At 67.4% G+C, this 18,757-nt stretch carries 16 protein-coding genes; 10 read left to right on the top strand and 6 right to left on the bottom strand.

The genetic code is table 11. The annotated features are described in order from the left end of the window. Positions 1-68: 68 nt before the first annotated feature. Positions 69-2,942, top strand: coding sequence for an excinuclease ABC subunit UvrA (gene uvrA, locus ACOGI5_RS14490; RefSeq protein WP_419865116.1), 2,874 nt, complete (start codon positions 69-71; stop codon positions 2,940-2,942). A gap of 39 nt (positions 2,943-2,981) precedes the next feature. Beyond that, a complete protein-coding gene (locus ACOGI5_RS14485) occupies positions 2,982-3,554 on the top strand; it encodes a carboxymuconolactone decarboxylase family protein (protein ID WP_419865115.1) in 573 nt (190 codons plus the stop codon). Here the strand turns inward: ACOGI5_RS14485 and ACOGI5_RS14480 are convergent. Genes ACOGI5_RS14480 through ACOGI5_RS14460 form a run of 5 tightly spaced genes read right to left on the bottom strand, consistent with a single transcriptional unit; the run spans position 3,551 to position 9,062 of the window. After that, entirely contained in the window at positions 3,551-5,815 is a 2,265-nt protein-coding gene (locus tag ACOGI5_RS14480) for a sensor histidine kinase (protein ID WP_419865114.1), read from the bottom strand. The two genes, ACOGI5_RS14485 and ACOGI5_RS14480, sit on opposite strands and share 4 nt — an antisense overlap. Further along, a complete protein-coding gene (locus tag ACOGI5_RS14475) occupies positions 5,812-7,128 on the bottom strand; it encodes an ABC transporter substrate-binding protein (RefSeq protein WP_419865113.1) in 1,317 nt (438 codons plus the stop codon). Before ACOGI5_RS14475 ends, ACOGI5_RS14480 begins: the two co-directional genes overlap by 4 nt. After that, the gene (locus ACOGI5_RS14470; RefSeq protein ID WP_419865112.1) at positions 7,121-7,537 is read right to left on the bottom strand and encodes an ATP-binding protein; all 417 of its coding nucleotides are present in this window, start codon (positions 7,535-7,537) and stop codon (positions 7,121-7,123) included. The genes ACOGI5_RS14475 and ACOGI5_RS14470 overlap by 8 nt, the downstream gene beginning before the upstream one ends. A gap of 8 nt (positions 7,538-7,545) precedes the next feature. Then, positions 7,546-8,718: a PP2C family protein-serine/threonine phosphatase gene (locus tag ACOGI5_RS14465; RefSeq protein ID WP_419865111.1), complete on the bottom strand. Its 1,173-nt coding sequence runs from the start codon at positions 8,716-8,718 to the stop codon at positions 7,546-7,548. 8 nt (positions 8,719-8,726) lie between these two features. Beyond that, positions 8,727-9,062, bottom strand: coding sequence for an STAS domain-containing protein (locus ACOGI5_RS14460; protein ID WP_419865110.1), 336 nt, complete (start codon positions 9,060-9,062; stop codon positions 8,727-8,729). Positions 9,063-9,224: 162 nt separating this feature from the next. Here ACOGI5_RS14460 and uvrC point away from each other — a divergent pair, with 162 nt between their 5' ends. The 8 genes from uvrC to ACOGI5_RS14420 all read left to right on the top strand — a co-directional run bounded on the left by uvrC (position 9,225) and on the right by ACOGI5_RS14420 (position 17,506). Beyond that, positions 9,225-11,099 (top strand): excinuclease ABC subunit UvrC, encoded by a 1,875-nt coding sequence (gene uvrC, locus ACOGI5_RS14455; RefSeq protein WP_419865109.1) that lies wholly within the window; start codon positions 9,225-9,227, stop codon positions 11,097-11,099. Positions 11,100-11,134: 35 nt separating this feature from the next. Continuing rightward, on the top strand, positions 11,135-12,049 hold the full coding sequence (gene rapZ, locus ACOGI5_RS14450; protein ID WP_419865108.1) for an RNase adapter RapZ: 915 nt from the start codon (positions 11,135-11,137) through the stop codon (positions 12,047-12,049). 89 nt (positions 12,050-12,138) lie between these two features. Then, positions 12,139-13,143, top strand: coding sequence for a type I glyceraldehyde-3-phosphate dehydrogenase (gene gap, locus ACOGI5_RS14445; protein WP_419865107.1), 1,005 nt, complete (start codon positions 12,139-12,141; stop codon positions 13,141-13,143). 26 nt (positions 13,144-13,169) lie between these two features. Further along, on the top strand, positions 13,170-14,354 hold the full coding sequence (locus tag ACOGI5_RS14440; RefSeq protein ID WP_419865497.1) for a phosphoglycerate kinase: 1,185 nt from the start codon (positions 13,170-13,172) through the stop codon (positions 14,352-14,354). A 20-nt stretch (positions 14,355-14,374) separates the two neighbouring features. After that, on the top strand, positions 14,375-15,148 hold the full coding sequence (gene tpiA / locus ACOGI5_RS14435; RefSeq protein WP_419865106.1) for a triose-phosphate isomerase: 774 nt from the start codon (positions 14,375-14,377) through the stop codon (positions 15,146-15,148). Positions 15,149-15,236: 88 nt separating this feature from the next. Continuing rightward, entirely contained in the window at positions 15,237-15,515 is a 279-nt protein-coding gene (locus ACOGI5_RS14430) for a hypothetical protein (RefSeq protein ID WP_419865105.1), read from the top strand. Continuing rightward, on the top strand, positions 15,515-15,904 hold the full coding sequence (locus ACOGI5_RS14425; RefSeq protein ID WP_419865104.1) for a helix-turn-helix domain-containing protein: 390 nt from the start codon (positions 15,515-15,517) through the stop codon (positions 15,902-15,904). The genes ACOGI5_RS14430 and ACOGI5_RS14425 overlap by 1 nt, the downstream gene beginning before the upstream one ends. 6 nt (positions 15,905-15,910) lie before the next feature. Then, entirely contained in the window at positions 15,911-17,506 is a 1,596-nt protein-coding gene (locus ACOGI5_RS14420; RefSeq protein ID WP_419865103.1) for an AMP-binding protein, read from the top strand. 6 nt (positions 17,507-17,512) lie between these two features. Here ACOGI5_RS14420 and ACOGI5_RS14415 read toward each other — a convergent pair whose 3' ends face one another. Beyond that, positions 17,513-18,640, bottom strand: coding sequence for an alpha/beta hydrolase family protein (locus ACOGI5_RS14415; protein WP_419865102.1), 1,128 nt, complete (start codon positions 18,638-18,640; stop codon positions 17,513-17,515). Positions 18,641-18,757 lie beyond the last annotated feature (117 nt).

The following is an 18,757-nucleotide window of genomic DNA, read 5'->3' as shown; positions in this document are numbered from 1 at the left end:
CTTGTGTTTGCGTCCGGGATGACCGGCGGGCGCACAGGTAGGCTCGGCCCGAATGGGCGGGCGACAGGATGGGTGAGCGGCTGATCGTCCGCGGAGCGCGGGAGCACAACCTGCGCAATGTCGATGTCGAGCTGCCCCGCGACCGCATGATCGTGTTCACCGGGCTGTCAGGCAGCGGCAAGTCGTCGCTGGCCTTCGACACCATCTACGCAGAGGGGCAGCGGCGCTACGTCGAGTCGCTGTCGGCATATGCACGCCAGTTCCTCGGCCAGATGGACAAGCCCGACGTGGACTTCCTCGAAGGGTTGTCGCCGGCCATCTCCATCGACCAGAAGAGCGCCAGCCGCAACCCGCGTTCCACCGTCGGAACCATCACCGAGGTGTACGACTACCTGCGGCTGCTGTACGCCCGTATCGGCATCCAGCACGACCCGCAGACGGGCGAGATCGTCGAGCGGCAGACGGCGCAGCAGATCGTGGACCGGATCACCGAGCTTGCCGAAGGCTCTCGTTTCGAGGTGCTCGCCCCGGTGGTTCGAGGCCGCAAGGGCGACTATCACACCCAACTCGGCGACTTCGCCCGGCAGGGCTACGCCCGTGTGCGTGTCGATGGCGAAGTGCTGGATCTCGGCAACGTCGACGAGATCGAGCGGCTCGACCGCTATGTCAATCATGACATCGAGGTCATCGTCGACCGGCTCGTCATGCGCGGCGACATCGAGCAGCGATTGACCGAATCAGTCGAGGCAGCGCTCGGGCTGGCCGATGGGCACGTGTGGATCCACTCGGTTCCCGGCAGCGCTGGTTCTTTGAATGGAGACAGTGCGCCGGACGACGCGCCCGACATGCTGACGTTCAGCCAGCACCTGTTCTCGCCGGGCACCGGCCGCTCCTTCGAAGAGCTGGCGCCTCGTAACTTCTCGTTCAACTCACCGTACGGGGCGTGCCAGACCTGCGACGGCCTCGGCACCCGGTACGAGGTCGATCCCGAACTCGTCGTGCCGAACACTGAGCTGTCGGTGGCGGCGGGGGCACTGGCCCCATGGGCCGGGGCAACCGGCAAGTGGTTCACCCGACTGCTCGAGGCGGTGGGCGAGCAGCACAGCATCCCGCTCGATGTGCCCTGGGCCGAGCTTGAGGCCGGACAGCGGAAGCTGCTCCTCGAGGGTGCCCCGGCAGGCGAGCAGATCACTGTGCGCTATCGCAATCGCTATGGCAGGTCGCGCAGCTACACCACCCGCTACGAGGGCGTCATCCCGTTCCTGCGGCGCCGCCATGCCGATACCGAGAGCGACTGGTCGCGCAACCGCATCGAGGGCTACATGCGTGAGGTGCCGTGCGGGACATGCCACGGCGCGCGGCTCAACGAGGTGTCGCTGGCCGTGCGGGTCGCCGGCCGGAACATTTTCGAGCTCTGCTCGGCATCGATCGGCGAGGCGGCGAAGATCATCGACGGTCTGGATCTCACCGAGCGGCAGCGCATCATCGCAGCACCGATCATCAAGGAAATAGACGCGCGGCTGAACTTCCTGCTCGATGTCGGTCTGGACTACCTGACGCTGAACCGCTCGGCGGCGACGCTGGCCGGCGGCGAGGCTCAGCGCATCCGGCTGGCGAGCCAGATCGGCAGCGGCTTGGAAGGCGTGCTGTACGTGCTCGACGAGCCTTCCATCGGGCTGCACCAGCGCGACAACCGCCGCTTGATCGACACGCTGCTGCACCTGCGCGATCTCGGCAACACCGTGCTGGTGGTGGAGCACGATCTCGAGACGATCTCGGTGTCGGACTGGGTGGTCGACATCGGCCCCGGCGCCGGCGAGCACGGAGGCCAGATCGTCTACAGCGGACCGGTGAAGGGGCTGGCGGCCGCACCGGGCTCGGTGACGGGGGAGTACCTGTCCGGCATCCGGGAGATCCCGATCCCGCCCCAGCGCCGGCCCCGTGGCGACGACCGCCTCACTGTTCGGGGCGCACGCGAGCACAACCTGCGCAAGATCGACGTCGAGTTCCCCCTGGGCTGCTTCATATGCGTGACCGGCGTGTCGGGCTCAGGCAAGAGCACGCTGGTGAACGAGATCCTCTACAAGGCGCTGATGCAGCGGATCTACTCGTCCAAGCAGGTGCCCGGCCTGCACACGGCGATCGAAGGCGTCGAGGCGCTCGACAAGGTCATCGACATCGACCAGTCGCCGATCGGCCGCACGCCCCGGTCGAATCCGGCCACCTACACCGGCGTCTTCGACCACATTCGCAAGCTCTACGCGGCCACGAACGAGGCGAAGGTGCGGGGCTACCTGCCGGGCCGGTTCAGTTTCAACGTGAAGGGCGGGCGTTGCGAGGCCTGCTCGGGTGACGGGACCATCAAGATCGAGATGCACTTCCTGCCCGATGTGTACGTGCCCTGCGAGGTGTGCAAGGGTGCTCGGTACAACCGCGAGACGCTCGAAATCCGGTTCAAGAGCATGACGATCGCGGACGTGCTGAACATGCCGTGCGAGGACGCGCTCGAGTTCTTCTCGGCCCAGCCGCCGATCCGCCGCCACATGCAGACGCTCGTCGATGTGGGTTTGGGCTACATCCGGCTGGGGCAGCCCGCCACGACCCTTTCCGGCGGCGAAGCGCAGCGGGTCAAGCTCGCCAGCGAGCTGTCGAAACGCTCGACGGGACACACGATCTACATCCTCGATGAGCCCACCACCGGCCTGCACTTCGAGGACATCCGGCGCCTGCTGGGCGTGCTCGACCGACTCGTGTCGGGCGGCAACACCGTGGTGGTCATCGAGCACAATCTCGATGTGATCAAGACCGCCGATTGGATCGTCGACATGGGTCCCGAAGGCGGCATCGGCGGCGGCACCGTTGTGGCTGCTGGCACGCCTGAACAGGTCGCAGCGACGCCGGAATCCCATACCGGCCGGTACTTGGCGCCGCTGGTCGGCTGAGCGACCCCGGAATGAGTTTCTGAGCGAGAGAGGTCCCAGATGAGACTGCCCGAGATCACGCCCGAAGAACTGACCGGCGGCGGGCGCGAGGTGTACGACGCCTTGCGCAGCGGCCCGCGCAGCGCGGCGACATCCGACTTGAACGTCAAGAGCATCGTCGGCCCCTATGGCGTCTGGGTGCGAGCACCTGCCATCGGGGGCCCGACCCAGGCCTTGGGCGCTGCGGTCCGGTTTGCGGGCGGCCTCCCCGAGCCGGTCAAGGAAGCGGCCATCTGCACGGTCGGGGCCCACTACCGGTCAAAGTTCGAATTCGCCGCCCATGAGCGCCTCGCTCAGATGGCCGGCATCGAGCAGCGCCACCTCGATGCGCTCCGGGAGGGCAGGCCCGCAGAGTTCACCGGCCAGGAGGCCATCGCTCACCGGGTAGCGGCAGAGCTGCTCTCATCGCACGCCATGAGCGATGAGACCTACGCCGCTGCCGTCGAGGAGTTCGGAACCGAAGGGGTCATCGAGCTGGTGACCACGGTGGGCTACTACTGCTTGATCTCGCTGACGCTGAACGCCTTCGAGATCCCGCTGCCTCCCGACTGGGAGGACCCCTTCTCGGATTAGGTCGCTGCTGGGGCGTCGGTTGCCTCGACCGCCTCGACGGGCGCCGAGCGCTCGAGCGGCAGCTCTACCGTGAACTCGGTGTACACACCGGGTTCGCTGTCCACCGAGATCTGGCCGCCGTGACCTCGCACAATGTCGTTCGACATTGCCAAGCCCAGCCCCGTGCCCTCGTTGGTGGGCTTGGTGGTGAAGAACGGTTCGAAAATCCGCTGAACGACATCCGGCGGGATGCCGGTGCCGTTGTCGCGCACCTTGATCACGGCCGACTCGTCGGTGCGCTGGGTGCTCAGCCAGATAGTCGGGAAGTAGGGCGTGTCGTCGCCGTCGCCCAAGGAGACCATCTTGCCCGGCACGCCGCCGAGGTCCCGCCAGCGCTCGTTCGCCGCATAACCGGCATTGGTGACCAGGTTGAGGAACACCCGGCCCATGTCCTGCGGAATGACCTCAAGCTCGCCCACGTCGGGGTCGAAGTCGCGCTCGATGGTCACGTTGAAATCGGCATCCTGCGCTCGTGCGCTGTGGTACGAGAGCATGGCGTGCTCGTCGAGGAGCGCGTTGATCTCCACCGGACGGGACTCGCCGCCGCCCCGGCCCATCATGAGCATGCTCTCCACGATGCGATTGGCCCGGTCGCCGTGCCCGCGGATGCGGGTCAGGTTCTCCTTGAGGTCGCCCGTGATCTCAGCGATGTAGTCGGTCTGATCGTCGGCCGGCTCGGGGTCTGCGATCGCCTCCAGCAGTTCCTCGAGCAGCTCGTCGGACGACTCGGCGAAGTTCTTCACGAAGTTCAGCGGGTTCCGGATCTCGTGGGCGACACCAGCGGTCACCTCACCGAGGGCTGCCAGCTTCTCGTTCGCCACGATCTGGTCCTGTGCACGGTCCAGATCGGCGAGCGTCTGGGAGAGCTGCTCGTTGCGCTCGCTGAGCTGGCCGGCGAGCTCTTCGACCAGGTTGAGACGCTGCACCTCGAGCGCGGCTTGACGGAACTGCTCCAGCGCATCCGCCATCTCGGCCACCTCATCCCGGCCTCCGGTCTCGACGGGAGTCTCGAGGTCACCGCCTGCCAGGGCCCGCATGCGGTTCGAGAGCTGGCCGACGCGTCGCAGGATTCGCTTGCCGACGAACAGCCAGCTGATGAGCAGCGCGCCGAGAACGCCGACGACGCTGATGACGACCAGCAGCAGACGCCCAGTGCTCACGGCCTGCGCCGAGGCCTCGGTGGCCACGTCCACATCGGTTTCCACGGCGCCGACGAGCGACTCGATCTCGCCGACCAGGGCCACGCCCAAGTCCTGGTTCTCGGTGAGCAGCCGGCGCTGAGATTCCTCGATCTGCAGGCGCCGCTGCGTGACGTCGAACACGCTGCCCTCGTCGAGCCCGAGCGCAAAGAGCTGGTCGACTGCAGGCCGGAAGTCGGGGCCGGCTGCGTCGTCAAGTGTCGCGACGCTGATCTCGATGCGATCTCGCGCCGATTCGAAGCTCTCTCGCAACGGCTCGATCAATGCTGATTCGGACGCGCTGAACGCGCTGGCAAGCAGCGCGGCGGTCTGCGACACGTCTCCGTCCAATGCAGACCAGTGGCGGTACAGCCGCACTTCTTCGTCGGACCGGTGCACAGATTCCGCCACCGGTGCTGTGCTGAGCTCCCGCTGCCCGGCCACGAGATAGAACAGCTGGTCGTCGAGTGCGGGCACGATCTGACGCTCGAGTTCCCGCACAGCCGAATCCACCTCGGCCCTGAGATGATCCGCCTCCAGCCCGAGCGCGAAGAACTCGGGCATCTCGGCTTCGATGGCGGCGATGTTCGAGTTGAGCTGTGCTGCGTAGCCGCGCATCTCGCCGAGCCACATGGCGCCGGTGCCGCGATTCCACAGCAAATCCAGGTCGGTCTCGAACTCCAACCGCGCAGCCGCGATTCCCTCGACGACAGCGTCGAAATCCTCCGGCGTCGAGGACACGAGCGCCGGCCCGCCGGCCACCAGCCGGTTGCTGGACTCGGCGACGCCGAACGCAGCGCTCAGCTCCGGAATCGACCCCTCGTTGACCTCCTTCTCGGCCTCGCCGACGCGTGTGAACGAGATCCAGGCGACGAGGCTGGCTGCCAGTGTCAGCAGCAGCGGCGCGGCGATGCCCGCATACATCTGCGTCGAGATCCGGTGATGTATCGCCGGTTTGCGGCCCTCACGCACCCTGTCGGCCCGCGAGACGGTCTCGTCCGTCACGTCTGCAGCCTGAGTCGCCTCGGTCGCTGTGTCGGTCATTGGTCTGTGCTCGTCAGCGTGTCGAGTGAGCGGTAGTTGCCGTCGGGATCGATCTGGGTGACGAAGACTGCATCGGAGCCTTGGTTGTCCTCGGTGACCGTCTCGCCGTCGCCGAAGTTCATCGGGAAGCCATCGATATCAAGGTTGTCGGCCCCCAGGATGGCCTCCAGGAAGCACTGACGCGTCACTGAGTTGCCGCATTCCTCCAGCCCTGCAATAGCGAGCCTGCCCGCGATGTAGCCCTCGAGCGAGACGAAGCCCGGCACTGCTCCGGGATCGACCTCGCGCAGGGCAGCTTGGTAGGAGGCCACGATCGGGGTGGATTGGTCAAACGGGAACGGCACGACTTGGGTGACGAGCACCCCTTCGCCCTCAGCGCCGAGCTGATCAGCCAGCGCGTTGGCGCCCACGAATGACAGCGTGATGAATACCGGGTCGAATCCGGTGTTTCGCGCCCAGGAGATCAGTGTGCCCACGGGCTCGTATGCGCCGACCATGATGACTGCCTCAGGGTTGCCTGCCCTCAAGTCCAGCAGGGCGGACTTGATGGCCGTGGTGTTGCGGGGGTAGAAGCCGATCGCAACCGGTTCCATGTCGCGCCGCTCCAGTGCCGCTAGGGCTCCGAAGTAGCCCGCCCGGCCGAACGAGTCGTCCTGGAAGAGGACACCGATGCGGTCGATGCCGAGGTCGGTGGTGAGCCGCTCCACCATCTCCTCTGTCTCCTGGGCGTAGGAGGCACGCAGGTTGATGATGTTGGTCCAGTCGTCGTTGCGCAGGAATCCGGCCCCGGTGAAGGGCGCTACATACGGAACCTCAGCCGCGGCGGCAACCGGCGTCGCGGAGCGGGATGTCGGCGTGCCGACGGCGCCGATGAGGGCGAACACCTCCTGCTCCTCAATCAGCGTGCGCGTGTTGGCGATGGCCGCCTCGGGTTCGTACTTGTCGTCGAGTGACACCAGGTCGAGCTGCCGACCGTTCACGCCGCCGGCACGGTTGGCCTCCTCGAAAGCCGCCAGTATCCCCAGCTGCATGCCGAGGCCGAGTTCGGCTGCTGCACCGCCGAGGGCAGCCGACTGCCCGAACACGACCCGATCTGCGTACACACCGGTCTCGTCGCTGAGATTGTCGGGGACGGTCGGGCGGGTTGGCGCTGCGATGGTGTTGTCGGGGCCGTTGCCACCGGAGCCCGGGCCGTCGCCGGGGTCGCTGCAGGCGCTGAGCAAAGCGGCGGCGGCAATGGCAAGGACTGCCGCCGCGGCGCCTGCGCGCCGTCGCGAGGGCAGGCGCAGGCGCATGAGCGAGCCGTCAGGCACCAGCCCGTGCGACCAGCGTCAGGTGGTTCTTGCCGTCGGCGTGCTTGTACGAGAGGTCTTCGGCCATCGTGCGCACGAGGTGCAAACCCAGGCCGCCGATCGACCGCTCCTGCAGGGGCAGATCGGTGTCGGGAGACGGTTCGTCATGCAAGGGATCGAAGGCGGCGCCGTCGTCGACCAAGGTGATCGTGACCGAGTTCTCGCCGCTCTCCAGCGTGATCTCGATATCGCTGAGCCCGGTGGTGCGCCCGTGCGTGAGCGTGTTCAGGATGAGCTCCTCGAGGATGAGATTGGACCTGAGGACCAAATCGGGCGCCCAATCGTCCAGCTCGGCCATCTCCTCGACGAACGCCACGATGCGCGGGAGCGCCTCAGCCGCAGCAGCGCCCGGCACTGGTGTGATGTTCAACGAACGTCTCATGAGGCATTCCGGTGCAGTGCCAGGCAGGTGATGTCATCGGAGGCAGGGGCTTCCCCGGCGAAGCCATGAACGGCATCGAACACGGCGGTCATCGCTTCGTCGGCGCTCGTCGGCGGCTTGCCCGCGAAGAGCTCGAGGAGTCGGGCGGTGCCGAATTCCTCGTGCTCGGTGTTCATGGCCTCGCTGACGCCGTCGGTGTAGAGCAGGAGGGTCTCGCCGGGTTCGAGCGTGAACGTGTGCTCCTTCAGGTTCATCTGAAAGACCCCCTCGGGCGCCACGCCCAAGGCGATCCCGCCCATGGCGGGCAACTGCTCAGCACTGCCGTCGACACGAACGACGACCGGAGGATCGTGGCCTGCGCTCGAGTAGGTGACCTCGCCGTTGTGAGGGTCGTACACCGCCATGATCACCGTGACGAACATGAGCGTCGGGTTGTCGGCCTGCAGGACCCGGTTTGCCTCGATCAGCGCCTCCCGCGGCGAGCCGGTGCCGATGGCAGCGCCCTTGAGCGCCGTCCGGCTCGACATCATGAACAGGGCAGCAGGGATGCCCTTGTCGGAAACGTCAGCAACGGTCGCGAACATCCGATCGGTGGGAACGCCGACGTAGTCGTAGAAGTCGCCGCCGACATTGCGCGCCGGCACCATGTTGGCGTTGATCTCGTACCTCGCCGTCATCGGGAAGTCGGTAGGCAGGATCGACTGCTGAACGTTCGTAGCGATATCGAGTTCGTTCTGCAGTGTCACCAGCTTGTCGCGCGAGGCCGTTGCCTCCCGCCACTGCCGCAGGTGCTCGACGGTGCGATCGATGGTGATCTGGAGATCGTCGAAGTCGACGGGTTTGGTGACGAAGTCGAACGCGCCACGGTTCATGGCCGTGCGGATGTTGCCCATGTCGCCGTAGGCCGAGATGATCACCGCCCGCAGGTCAGAGTCGAGCGAGCTGAGCTGCGACAGCAGCGTCAGCCCGTCCATCTGCGGCATGTTGATGTCCGAGAGCACCAGGTCGATGGTGTCGTCGGCCCGCAGCTTCTCGAGCGCTTCCAAGCCGTTTCCGGCGAATTCGAATTGGTATTTGCCGCTGCGGATCTGTCTCCGCATCCGCTGCAGGACGAGCGGTTCGAGATCGGGCTCGTCGTCGACGACGAGGATGCGCCAGGGCTGGGACATGGGCGTGACTACGCCAGCTGTGTCTTCGCCTCGTCGAGCGTTCCGAACACCGTGATGATCTGATTGAAACCGCTGATGCGGAACACTTCGTCGACCGAGGCTGCAAGCGAGCAGACGGCGAACGGCGTCGAGCTGCCGCCCAGATGCTGAGCGAGCAGCAGCAGGACGCGCAGGCCGGCGCTGCTGATGTAGTCGATGCCGCCCATGTCGAGGATGACGCGGCTGTCATCGCCCGAAAGCGCAGCCATCAGCGACTCGTGAAATTCGGCGGAGTTGGATCCGTCCACCCGGCCCGCGGGACTGATCACGTTCGTGCCTGCGTCCCGCTCCTGTGCGAGTTCCATATTGTGCAGCCTCCTGCGCAGCTACGAGATGCGGTAGGACCGCATCATGCCAGCCCTGGGGCAGGCCACAGACGGCTCCCCAAGATCAAGCTTCCGACGGCGAAACCTACTACACACCTTCGCGGTCTCCACCGCTTCGGCCCAGCCTCTTAACCTGCGAGTGTGGGTCTGCGTCCTGAAGGGGGATCAGTACCGGATGCGCCGGGCAGCTACCAGTTCTTGGACGCGGACGGGCGGATCATCTATGTGGGCAAGGCGAAGAGCCTCCGGTCCCGCCTGAACAGCTACTTCGGCGATCCCGCCGGTTTGCACCCCCGTACCGCGCAGATGGTTGCCTCGGCCGCCTCGGTCGAGTGGATCGAGGTGTCCACCGAGGTCGAGGCGCTCATGCTCGAGTACAGCCTCATCCAGCGGCACCAGCCACGCTTCAATGTCAGGCTGCGCGACGACAAGTCGTACCCGTTCCTGGCGGTGACGCTGCTCGACGAATGGCCTCGCGCCATGGTCATGCGCGGGCGGCGCAAGCGCGGCAACAGATACTTCGGCCCGTACGGGCATGCCTACGCCATCCGCGAGACGCTCGACCTGCTGCTGCGGACATTCCCGATCCGCACCTGCAGCGACAACAAGCTGGCCACGCACCAGCGGCTCGGTCGGCCGTGCCTGCTGTATCACATCGAGCAGTGCGCAGGGCCATGCGTGGGCGAGATCGGGCGCGAGGAGTACGACCGGCTGGTCAGGGAGCTGGTGCGCTTTCTCGAAGGCGATACCGATGCGATCGTCAACGATCTCGAACAGCGCATGGCCGACGCATCCACAGAGCTCGAGTTCGAGCTGGCCGCTCGGTTGCGAGACCGCCTTGCCAGCGTCCGGCGTGCGATCGAGAAACAGCAGCTTGCCGGGACGCGCAATGAGGACTTCGACGTGATCGGCATCAGCGACGACGAGCTGGAGGCGGCCGTGCAGCTGTTCTTCGTGCGCAAAGGACGTGTGATGGGCCAGCGGGGGTTCGTCGTGGACAAGGTGGAGGCGCTCGACGGTCCCCGGCTTGTCTCCCGCGTGCTCTCGGGGCTGTATCACGAGGAGAACCCGCTGGGCTGGCCCAAGCTCGTGCTGGTACCGGAGCTGCCCTCGGACCCGGCACTGTACGAGCAATGGCTGAGCCGCCAGCGCGGCTCCCGGGTGACGTTGCGCGTCCCGCAACGGGGCGACAAGCGCGCCCTGATGGTCACGGCGCAGCACAACGCGCGCGAGTCGCTCGCACGGCATCGGATGCGTCGCGGCAGCGACCACAACAGCCGGGCCCGGGCGCTGAATGAGCTGGCGGAGCACTTGGAACTGCCCCGGCCGCCGCTGCGCATCGAGTGCTACGACATGAGCCACCTGCAGGGAACCAACTACGTCGGCTCGATGGTGGTGCTCGAGGACGGCCTGCCGCGCCGCAGCGAGTACCGGCACTTCCGGCTTCGCAACGTCGAGGGCAACGACGACTACGCAGCCATGGACGAGGTGCTGCGTCGCCGACTGCGGAACTATCTGGCCGAGCGCGACCTGCCGGCGTCCGAGCAGGGCCGCTTCGCCTACCCGCCACAGCTGCTGGTGGTGGACGGCGGCAAGGGGCAGCTCGGTGTGGCGGCTGCGGTGCTCGACGAGCTGGGGCTCCGTGAGCAGATCCCGGTGTGCGCCCTCGCCAAGCAGTTCGAGGAGGTGTTCGTGCCGGGCCGTCCGGAGGCGGTGCGCATCCCTCGCCAGTCCGAAGCGCTGTACCTGCTGCAGCGGGTGCGGGACGAGAGCCACCGCTTTGCCGTGTCGTACCACCGCAGGTTGCGCAGCAAGGCCATGAAGCGTGGCGTGCTCGACGGCATCACCGGTCTGGGGGACAAGCGGCGAGCGCGTCTCGTGCGCGAGCTCGGCAGCGTCGGGGCGGTCAAGTCGGCCTCGCTGGACGATTTGCGCGCGCTGAGCTGGCTGCCCGATGCTGTGGCCGAGGCCGTGTACGCGGCAACCCACCCGGCCGAGGCGCTGACGGCTTCCTGAGCTCCGGAGCGGCTGAGCCCCCGTACGCTCGTCGCATGGCTGGGGGGCCGGAGTTCGTCATCGTGGCCGGCTCGTCAGGCGCGGGCCGCTCCACGGCCGCAAACGCACTCGAGGACGTGGGCTGGTTTGTCATCGACAACCTGCCGCCCCATTTGATCGGCGATGTGGCGGACATGGTGGCTCGCCCCGGCGCTCGCCTGCGCCGCGTGGCGCTGGTGGCCGGCACCCGCGAATACCGGGAAGACCTGGTGACGGCGATCACCCAGCTGCGTGAGCGCAATGCGTCGGTGCGAGTCGTGTACCTCGATGCGCCGACCGATGTGCTGGTGCGGCGCTATGACGACACCCGGCGCCGCCACCCGTTGCACACGGGCGATCAGCCTGCGGCGACCCCAACCGGGCAGCCGTCCGGCGCAGAGCCGGTGGCGGAGTCGGTCATCGATGCCATCGAGCTGGAACGGCAGCTGCTGGCCGATGTGCGTGACACGGCCGACGTCGTCATCGACACCGGCGATCTGAATGTCCATGAGCTGCGCGACCGGGTGCGTGACGAGTTCGGAGCTCCGGGCGACGATCCCCAGATGCGAACGGCGGTCATGTCCTTCGGCTACAAGCACGGCGTGCCCACCGAGGCCGACCTGGTGTTCGACTGCCGCTTCCTGCCGAACCCGCACTGGGTGCCCGAACTGAGGCCCTACACCGGGCTCCACCCCGGCGTGCGCGACTGGGTACTGGGGCAGCCGGCCACCAGCACCTTCCTCGAGCACCTCATGCCGCTGCTCCAAGCGCTGCTGCCCTCCTATCGCGCCGAAGGCAAGTCGTATCTGACGATCGCGCTGGGCTGCACCGGCGGGCGGCACCGCAGCGTGGCCATCGCGGAGCAGGTGACACAGTTGCTCGCCGAGGTGGGCCACGATCTGCACTGCCGTCATCGCGACATCGCCCGCTGAGGCCCATTTGCCCGCTAGACAGCTAGCGACGGAACGGGCCGGGGCACAGGCAGCTCGCCGGGCTCGCAGAGCGAAGAGGACAGCAGCAGATGAGCGTGCGCGTGGGCGTCAACGGCTTCGGCCGGATCGGGCGCAACTTCTACCGGGCGGCCGACCGCCCCGACTGCGACATCGAGATCGTGGCGGTGAACGATCTCGGCGACACCGCCACCATGGCCCACCTGCTCAAGTACGACTCGGTGCTCGGCAACCTGCCGCACGACATCGCTGCTGTCGAGGGCGGCATCTCGATCGACGGCACGGTGCTGCCGGTGCTGTCAGAGCGCAGCCCGGCCGACCTGCCCTGGGGTGACTACGGCGTCGATGTCGTTGTGGAGTCCACCGGCATCTTCACATCCCGTGACAAGGCGGCGATGCATCTTGACGCCGGCGCGCCGCTCGTGATCGTCTCGGCTCCGGCATCAGGCGCCGACGCCACGTTCGTGGTGGGTGTCAACGACGCCGACTTCGACCCCGAAGCGCACAAGGTGGTCTCCAACGCGAGCTGCACGACGAATTGCTTCGTGCCGATGGTGCAGGTGCTCGACCAGGCCTTCGGTGTCCAGCAGGGCCTCATGACCACCATCCACGCCTACACCGGCGACCAGTCGTTGGTGGACGGGCCCCACGGCGACTTGCGCCGCGCCCGCGCGGCCGCAGTGAACATCATCCCCACCTCGACCGGCGCTGCCCGGGCGACGGGGCTGGTGTTGCAAGCAATGGACGGCAAGCTCGACGGCACCTCGCTGCGCGTGCCGATCCCCGATGGCTCGATCACCGACTTCACGGCCACGCTGAACGCCAGCCCCAGCGTCGACGAGGTGAATGAGGCCTTCGCTGCCGCCGCAGCCAGCGGCCCGCTGGCCGGCGTTCTGGACTACTCCGAGGACCCGCTCGTCAGCAGCGACATCGTGGGCAACCCAGCGAGCTGCGTGTTCGACGCCGGTTTGACCATGGCCATGGGCAGCATGGTCAAGGTGCTCGGCTGGTACGACAACGAGTGGGGCTACTCGAACCGGCTGGTGGATCTCGTGGACATCACCTGCAATCGATGAGCCCAATGACGGGCGGTGTCGGCAGTCTGCCGACGCTGGAGGACCTTGAGCAGCGGCTCGGCAGTCTCGACGGTCGGCGCATCCTGGTTCGCTGCGACTTCAACGTGCCCTTGCGTGATGGCGGGGACGGTCGCCAAGAGATCGCCGACGACTTGCGCATCCGGGCGGCACTGCCGACCTTGCGCTGGCTGACTGAGCGAGGAGCTGCCGTCACTGCGTGCTCGCATCTGGGTCGGCCGTCGGGCGTCCTAGATGAGCGCTACTCGCTGGCCCCGGTGGCGGAACGCCTAGCGGAGCTGGCGCCCGGCGTGACGCTGGCAGAGAACCTCCGCTTCAGCCCGGGAGAAACAGCCAACGACCCGACCTTCGTGGATGCGCTCGTCAGCGGCAGCCTCCCTGTCCCGTTCGGCGATTCGTCGCCGGGTGAGGAGCTGGCTGCCTTCGACGGCTACGTGAACGACGCCTTCGGTGCGAGCCATCGGGCGCACGCCTCCGTCGTGGGGCCGCCGCAGCGGCTGCCGAGCGCGGCGGGCCGTCTGCTGCTTCGGGAAGCCGAGGCGCTCGGCGGCTTGCGAACCGATGCTCAGCGACCATTTGTGGCAGTGCTGGGCGGGGCCAAGATCAGCGACAAGCTGGGCGTCGTCGAGGCGCTGCTGTCGGTGGTCGACACGCTGGTCATCGGGGGCGGCATGTGTTTCACCTTCCTCGCCGCACTGGGCCACCCGATCGGCGACTCACTGTGCGAACCCGACTTCATCGAGACCTGCGAGCGACTGCTGCAAGCCAGTGCCCAGCGAGACAGTGCCGACATCGTGCTCCCCAATGACATCACGGCTCTGGATGCCGGAGACACGGTGCGCCAGATGGGCCGCAGCCTGCCCGACGGCTGCCGCGGCCTTGACATCGGCCCCGGCTCGGCGGCCGAGTTCGATGATGTGATCGCTGCAGCCCGGACGGTGTTCTGGAACGGCCCGATGGGCCTGTTCGAGGACGAGCGATTCGCCGCGGGAACCCGCGCCGTGGCGCAGTCGATGGCGGATTCCCGCGCATTCACCGTGGTCGGCGGCGGCGACAGTGCTGCCGCCGTAGCCCAGTTCGGGCTCGTGCCGTACATGGATCACATCTCGACCGGGGGAGGGGCGGGCCTCGAGCTCATCGAGCGCGGGGATCTGCCGGGGCTCGCTGCCCTGCGAGACTCGCCGCAGCAGTGAGCGAGGCAGGGAGCGCCACGATGGGTCGAACGCCACTGGTATCCGGGAACTGGAAGATGCACCTCAATCACCTTGAGGCCATCCAGCTCTGCCAGAAGCTCAGCTACGAACTGGCCCGCCACCGCTACGACCAGGTGGAGGTCAGCCTGCACCCGCCCTTCGTCGATCTGCGGAGCTGCCAGACCGTCATCGACGCAGACCGCCTGGAGTTCAAGCTGGGTGCGCAGAACTGCCACGATCAGAGCCAGGGCGCCTTCACCGGCGAAGTGTCGCCAGCGATGCTGGCCAAGCTCGACGTGAGCTACGTCATCGTCGGCCACAGCGAGCGCCGGGCGCTGTTCGGAGAGGTTGATGAGTTCATCGCCGCCAAGGCAGCAGCGGTGGCCAAAGCTGGCATGACGCCGATCGTTTGCGTAGGAGAGACGCTCGCCGAACGCGAATCCGGACAAGCCGTCGATGTCGTCAGCACGCAACTGCGAGGCAGCCTCGCCAAGCTCACCAAAGCCCAATTCGAGACCCTGGTGGTGGCCTACGAGCCCGTCTGGGCCATCGGCACGGGTCGCAACGCTTCGCCCGACGACGCGCAGGAGATGTGCGCAGCCGTCCGGCGTGTGGTTGACGACATGCGCCGGGGAGCCGGCGAGCACGTCCGCATCCAGTACGGCGGCTCAGTCAAGCCCGCCAACGCTCCGGAGCTGCTGGCACAGCCCGACATCGACGGCGCTCTCGTCGGCGGCGCCTCGCTCGACGCGGTGCAGTTCGCCCGCATAGTCCATTCGGCAGCGCATCCCTAGGTTGCAAGTTGTTCCCGCAGTGGGTACTATTTCTAACAGTGCCGGTGACCCCCGCCGGCACTTCCCCCTTTTTCAGGAGCACGTCAACATGGCCGTTCTCGATTCCATCCGCGACATGCAGGACCGCACCCTCGAGCAGATGAAGACTGCCCAAGAGCAGTTCGTCTCGATGAACGAGCGCGTCGCTGAGGCATGGCTGTCGGCCGTGCCGGCGGTTTCGTCGCCGTTCGCGGAGTACCTGCCCAAGCCCACCGAGATGATCGACACCTACTTCAGCTTCTGGAGCCAGGTGCACGAGGCCAACAAGGACTGCGCCGCCCGCATCGCTGCAGCCTGGGAGCAGGCCAGCGAGGACGCCCAGGCCTGATGGTCGCTTCCGACCCTGACGCCGCAGAAGCGGACGATCAGCGGTCGGCGAACCCGTTTCCCGGCTTCGACCAGCTCGGCGACTTCATACGGGCCCAGCGCGAGCTGATGGAGCTGAGCCAGCGACAGCTGGCCAAGATGGCTCGCCTGTCGAACCCATACCTCAGCCAGATCGAGCGCGGCCTGCACGAGCCGTCGGTGCGTGTGCTCAAGGCGCTGGCCGAAGCGCTGAACGTGCGCGCAGCCACGCTGCTCTCCTATGCCGGCCTGATGGACCGCGACGACGTGCCCACGGTGGTGGAGGCGGTGCAGGCTGATCCGAACCTCTCCGACGAGCAGAAGGCAGCGCTGCTGGGCGTGTACCGCAGCTTCGACACCGGCGGAGACTGACGCTCTGTGCCCGGGCCGACGATCGCCGGCGACAGCATGTGGAACGTCGCGTTGCGCATGGGAGCTGCCGATGCAGCTCTCGGTTCGGCGCGCTGGTGGGCGTCGGTGCAATGGGGCCTCGGCACCGCTGCTGCTGTGACGGCGGCGGCACTGCGGTTCGGGGGTCGCAGCGCGATCGTGGACGACGCCGGTTCGGTGGACTATCGCACGCTCGACCGCGGGGCATCGAGCGTGGCAGCTCGACTGCGCTCCGATTCGGCCCGGGTCGATGGCAGCCTGGGCGCCGTAGGCATCCTCTGCCGCAACCACCGGTGGTTTGTGGCGGCCCTTGTGGCCGCCGAGCGCGCCGGCTGCGACACCGTGCTGCTCTCGACGGCGCTGCCCGCATCGAATCTCGCGGAGGTGTGCGAACGCGACGGCATCGCTGTGATCGTCGCCGATGAGGAATTCGCTGAGGTCGTGGCCCAGTCGGGCACGAAGGCCACGGTGCTCGTTGCCGACGGGAGCGGCCCGGACGCGCTTGCTCACATCGCAGCGGAAGGCTCGCCGTGCTCGCCGCCGTCGCGCCGGCCCAAGCTCGTCTTGCTGACGTCCGGGACGACGGGCGTACCGAAGAGCGCCGTGAGGACACTGAAGACGACTCGCGTGGGCGGCGTCGGCATGCTGCGGCGCGTCCCGTACCGCCTGGGCGACCGGTACTTCATCGCCTCGCCGCTCTTTCACGCTTGGGGTCTGAGCCAGCTCGTCGTCGGTCTGGCCACCGCCAGCACCCTCGAGATGAGGCGACAGTTCCAGGCGGCCGAGCTGAGCCAGCTGATGTGCGAGCGGCGCTACGACGCCCTCGTGGTCGTCCCGCTGATGCTGCGCCGCATGCTCGACCTGCCGATCGAGCCCGGCGCAGTGCGCCGACCGCGCATGGTGCTCAGCAGCGGCAACGTCCTGTCGGGTGACCTCGCCGGGGAATGGATGGACCGCTTCGGAGACCGCCTGTACAACGTGTACGGCTCCACCGAGACCGCGATCGGCACCATTGCCGATCCAGTCGATCTGCGCGCTGCGCCCGGCACCGTGGGCCGCCCGCCCGACGGGGTGACGCTCACGATCCTCGACGATGACGGCATGCCGTCGCTCAACGGCAGTGCCGGCTGGGTTCACCTCGCCAGCACAGCGCAATTCCTCGGCTACACCGACGGGAGCGACGGCGACCGAGCAGGCACGCTCATGGCCACCGGTGACATCGGCCGCCTTGACGCCGACGGCCGGCTTCATATCTCAGGGCGTGCCAACGACATGATCGTGACTGGCGGCGAGAACGTCTTCCCCTCTGGCGTCGAGGAAGTGCTGGGGCGCCATCCCAGCGTCGAGATCGCTGCGGTCGTCGGCGTGGATGATCCCGAGTTCGGCCAGCGTGTGGCCGCGTTCGTGGTTCCGCGCCCGCGGCGCCGCGTCGATGCCGACCAGCTCCGCGCTTGGGTCGGCGAGAACCTTCCGAGCTTCATGGTGCCGCGCGACGTTCACTTCGTGGATGCCCTGCCCATGACGACGACCGGAAAGGTCGTGCGGCACCGCCTCGCGGTTCTGGGGCATCCCGACCGCGTGTAGCGGCGCTCAGCGCGGCGCCGGCGGCTGCTGGCCGAACGTCTCGACAGCGGCCCGGTCGACGTAGCGGGCGACTTCGCGCTCGAACGGGTAGGACAGGTGCGAGCCTTGGTACCAGAGCATGTCGGGACGTTCCCAGTGCTCCCAGAGCGCCTTGACGTTGCCCGGCCGGACCCAGCGGTCGAGCAGCCCGGCGAAGATGTAGCGCCGCTCCTGCGGCACCTTGCAGGGGAGCGACAGCGGTGACACCACCGAGAGGATCTGCTCGTAGGGCTCCCATGACAGCCCCCACTGCTCGTAGAAGGGCGGGAGCAGCGGTTCGACCTGCCGGCGGGTGCCGCGCGCGAGGTCGCTCTCGGGGACACCGGCGATGACTGCAGCCAGGTCGTCTTCCAGCGCCGCGGTCATGGCGGCCATGTAGCCGCCGAGCGAGATGCCCGACACGGCAACGGCAGGCGCCTCCTGCTGGTGGCGCACCCATCCGATCACCCTGCGGATGTCCCAGGCGCCTTGCGCCACGGTGAACACCGTGTTCATTGCGCCTGCGTGGATCACACGCGAACCGCTGACGCCGATGGCCCGGGGACCGTGCAGCGGGAGCACTACGGCAATCACGTTGAGCCCCCAACGCCGGTGCAGTCGGTGCGCGTACAGCATCCACATGTCCGTCTCGGGCTCGCCGGTGCGGTAGCCGTTGACGGCCACGACCCAGGGCCGGGGCCGGTCGGGGTGCTGCAGCATCCACGCGTGGGTGGTGCGCACCGGCCGGTAGCTCATCCAGCGGTCACGCCCAGGCTCGCCGGGCCACGGCTCGAATTCGCTGGCGAAGCGGACGTGCCAGAAGTCGGCGTCGCCCGCAGAGGTTGCGCTGATCTGCACCCCGCCGTCGAGCGGCGGGGGAGTGCGGTGGTAGGCGGCCGGATCCTCGAGCCAGCCGCATTCGGCATACAGGCTTCGGGCCTCGGCCAGCTCGGAGCGAAGGCGCTGGCGGAATGGCCCGTCGGGGATCCTCATACGAGCGGACGCCAGCTCCAACTGGATCGACCATTCGTCGATCATCCACTTCCAAGCAGCCGCCGGCGTCTGGCGAACCGCAGGCAGATCGTCCTCGTTGTGCCCGCGGATCCACTCGGCCACCGAGCCTGCGGCCCGGCAGCCGGCTCGCAGCGGCGGCCTAGGCCCACCCGAGGCCGGTCGGCGGCTCGTGGAAGCGTCTGCGGGGACGGCGGTCATCGGCGGTCGGGTCCTCTCGGA

This window comes from Candidatus Poriferisodalis sp., assembly GCF_965208925.1.
GTDB lineage: Bacteria > Actinomycetota > Acidimicrobiia > Acidimicrobiales > Poriferisodalaceae > Poriferisodalis.
Note: the sequence above shows the minus strand (reverse complement) of the source record. Positions and strands in the feature narration are given on the sequence as shown.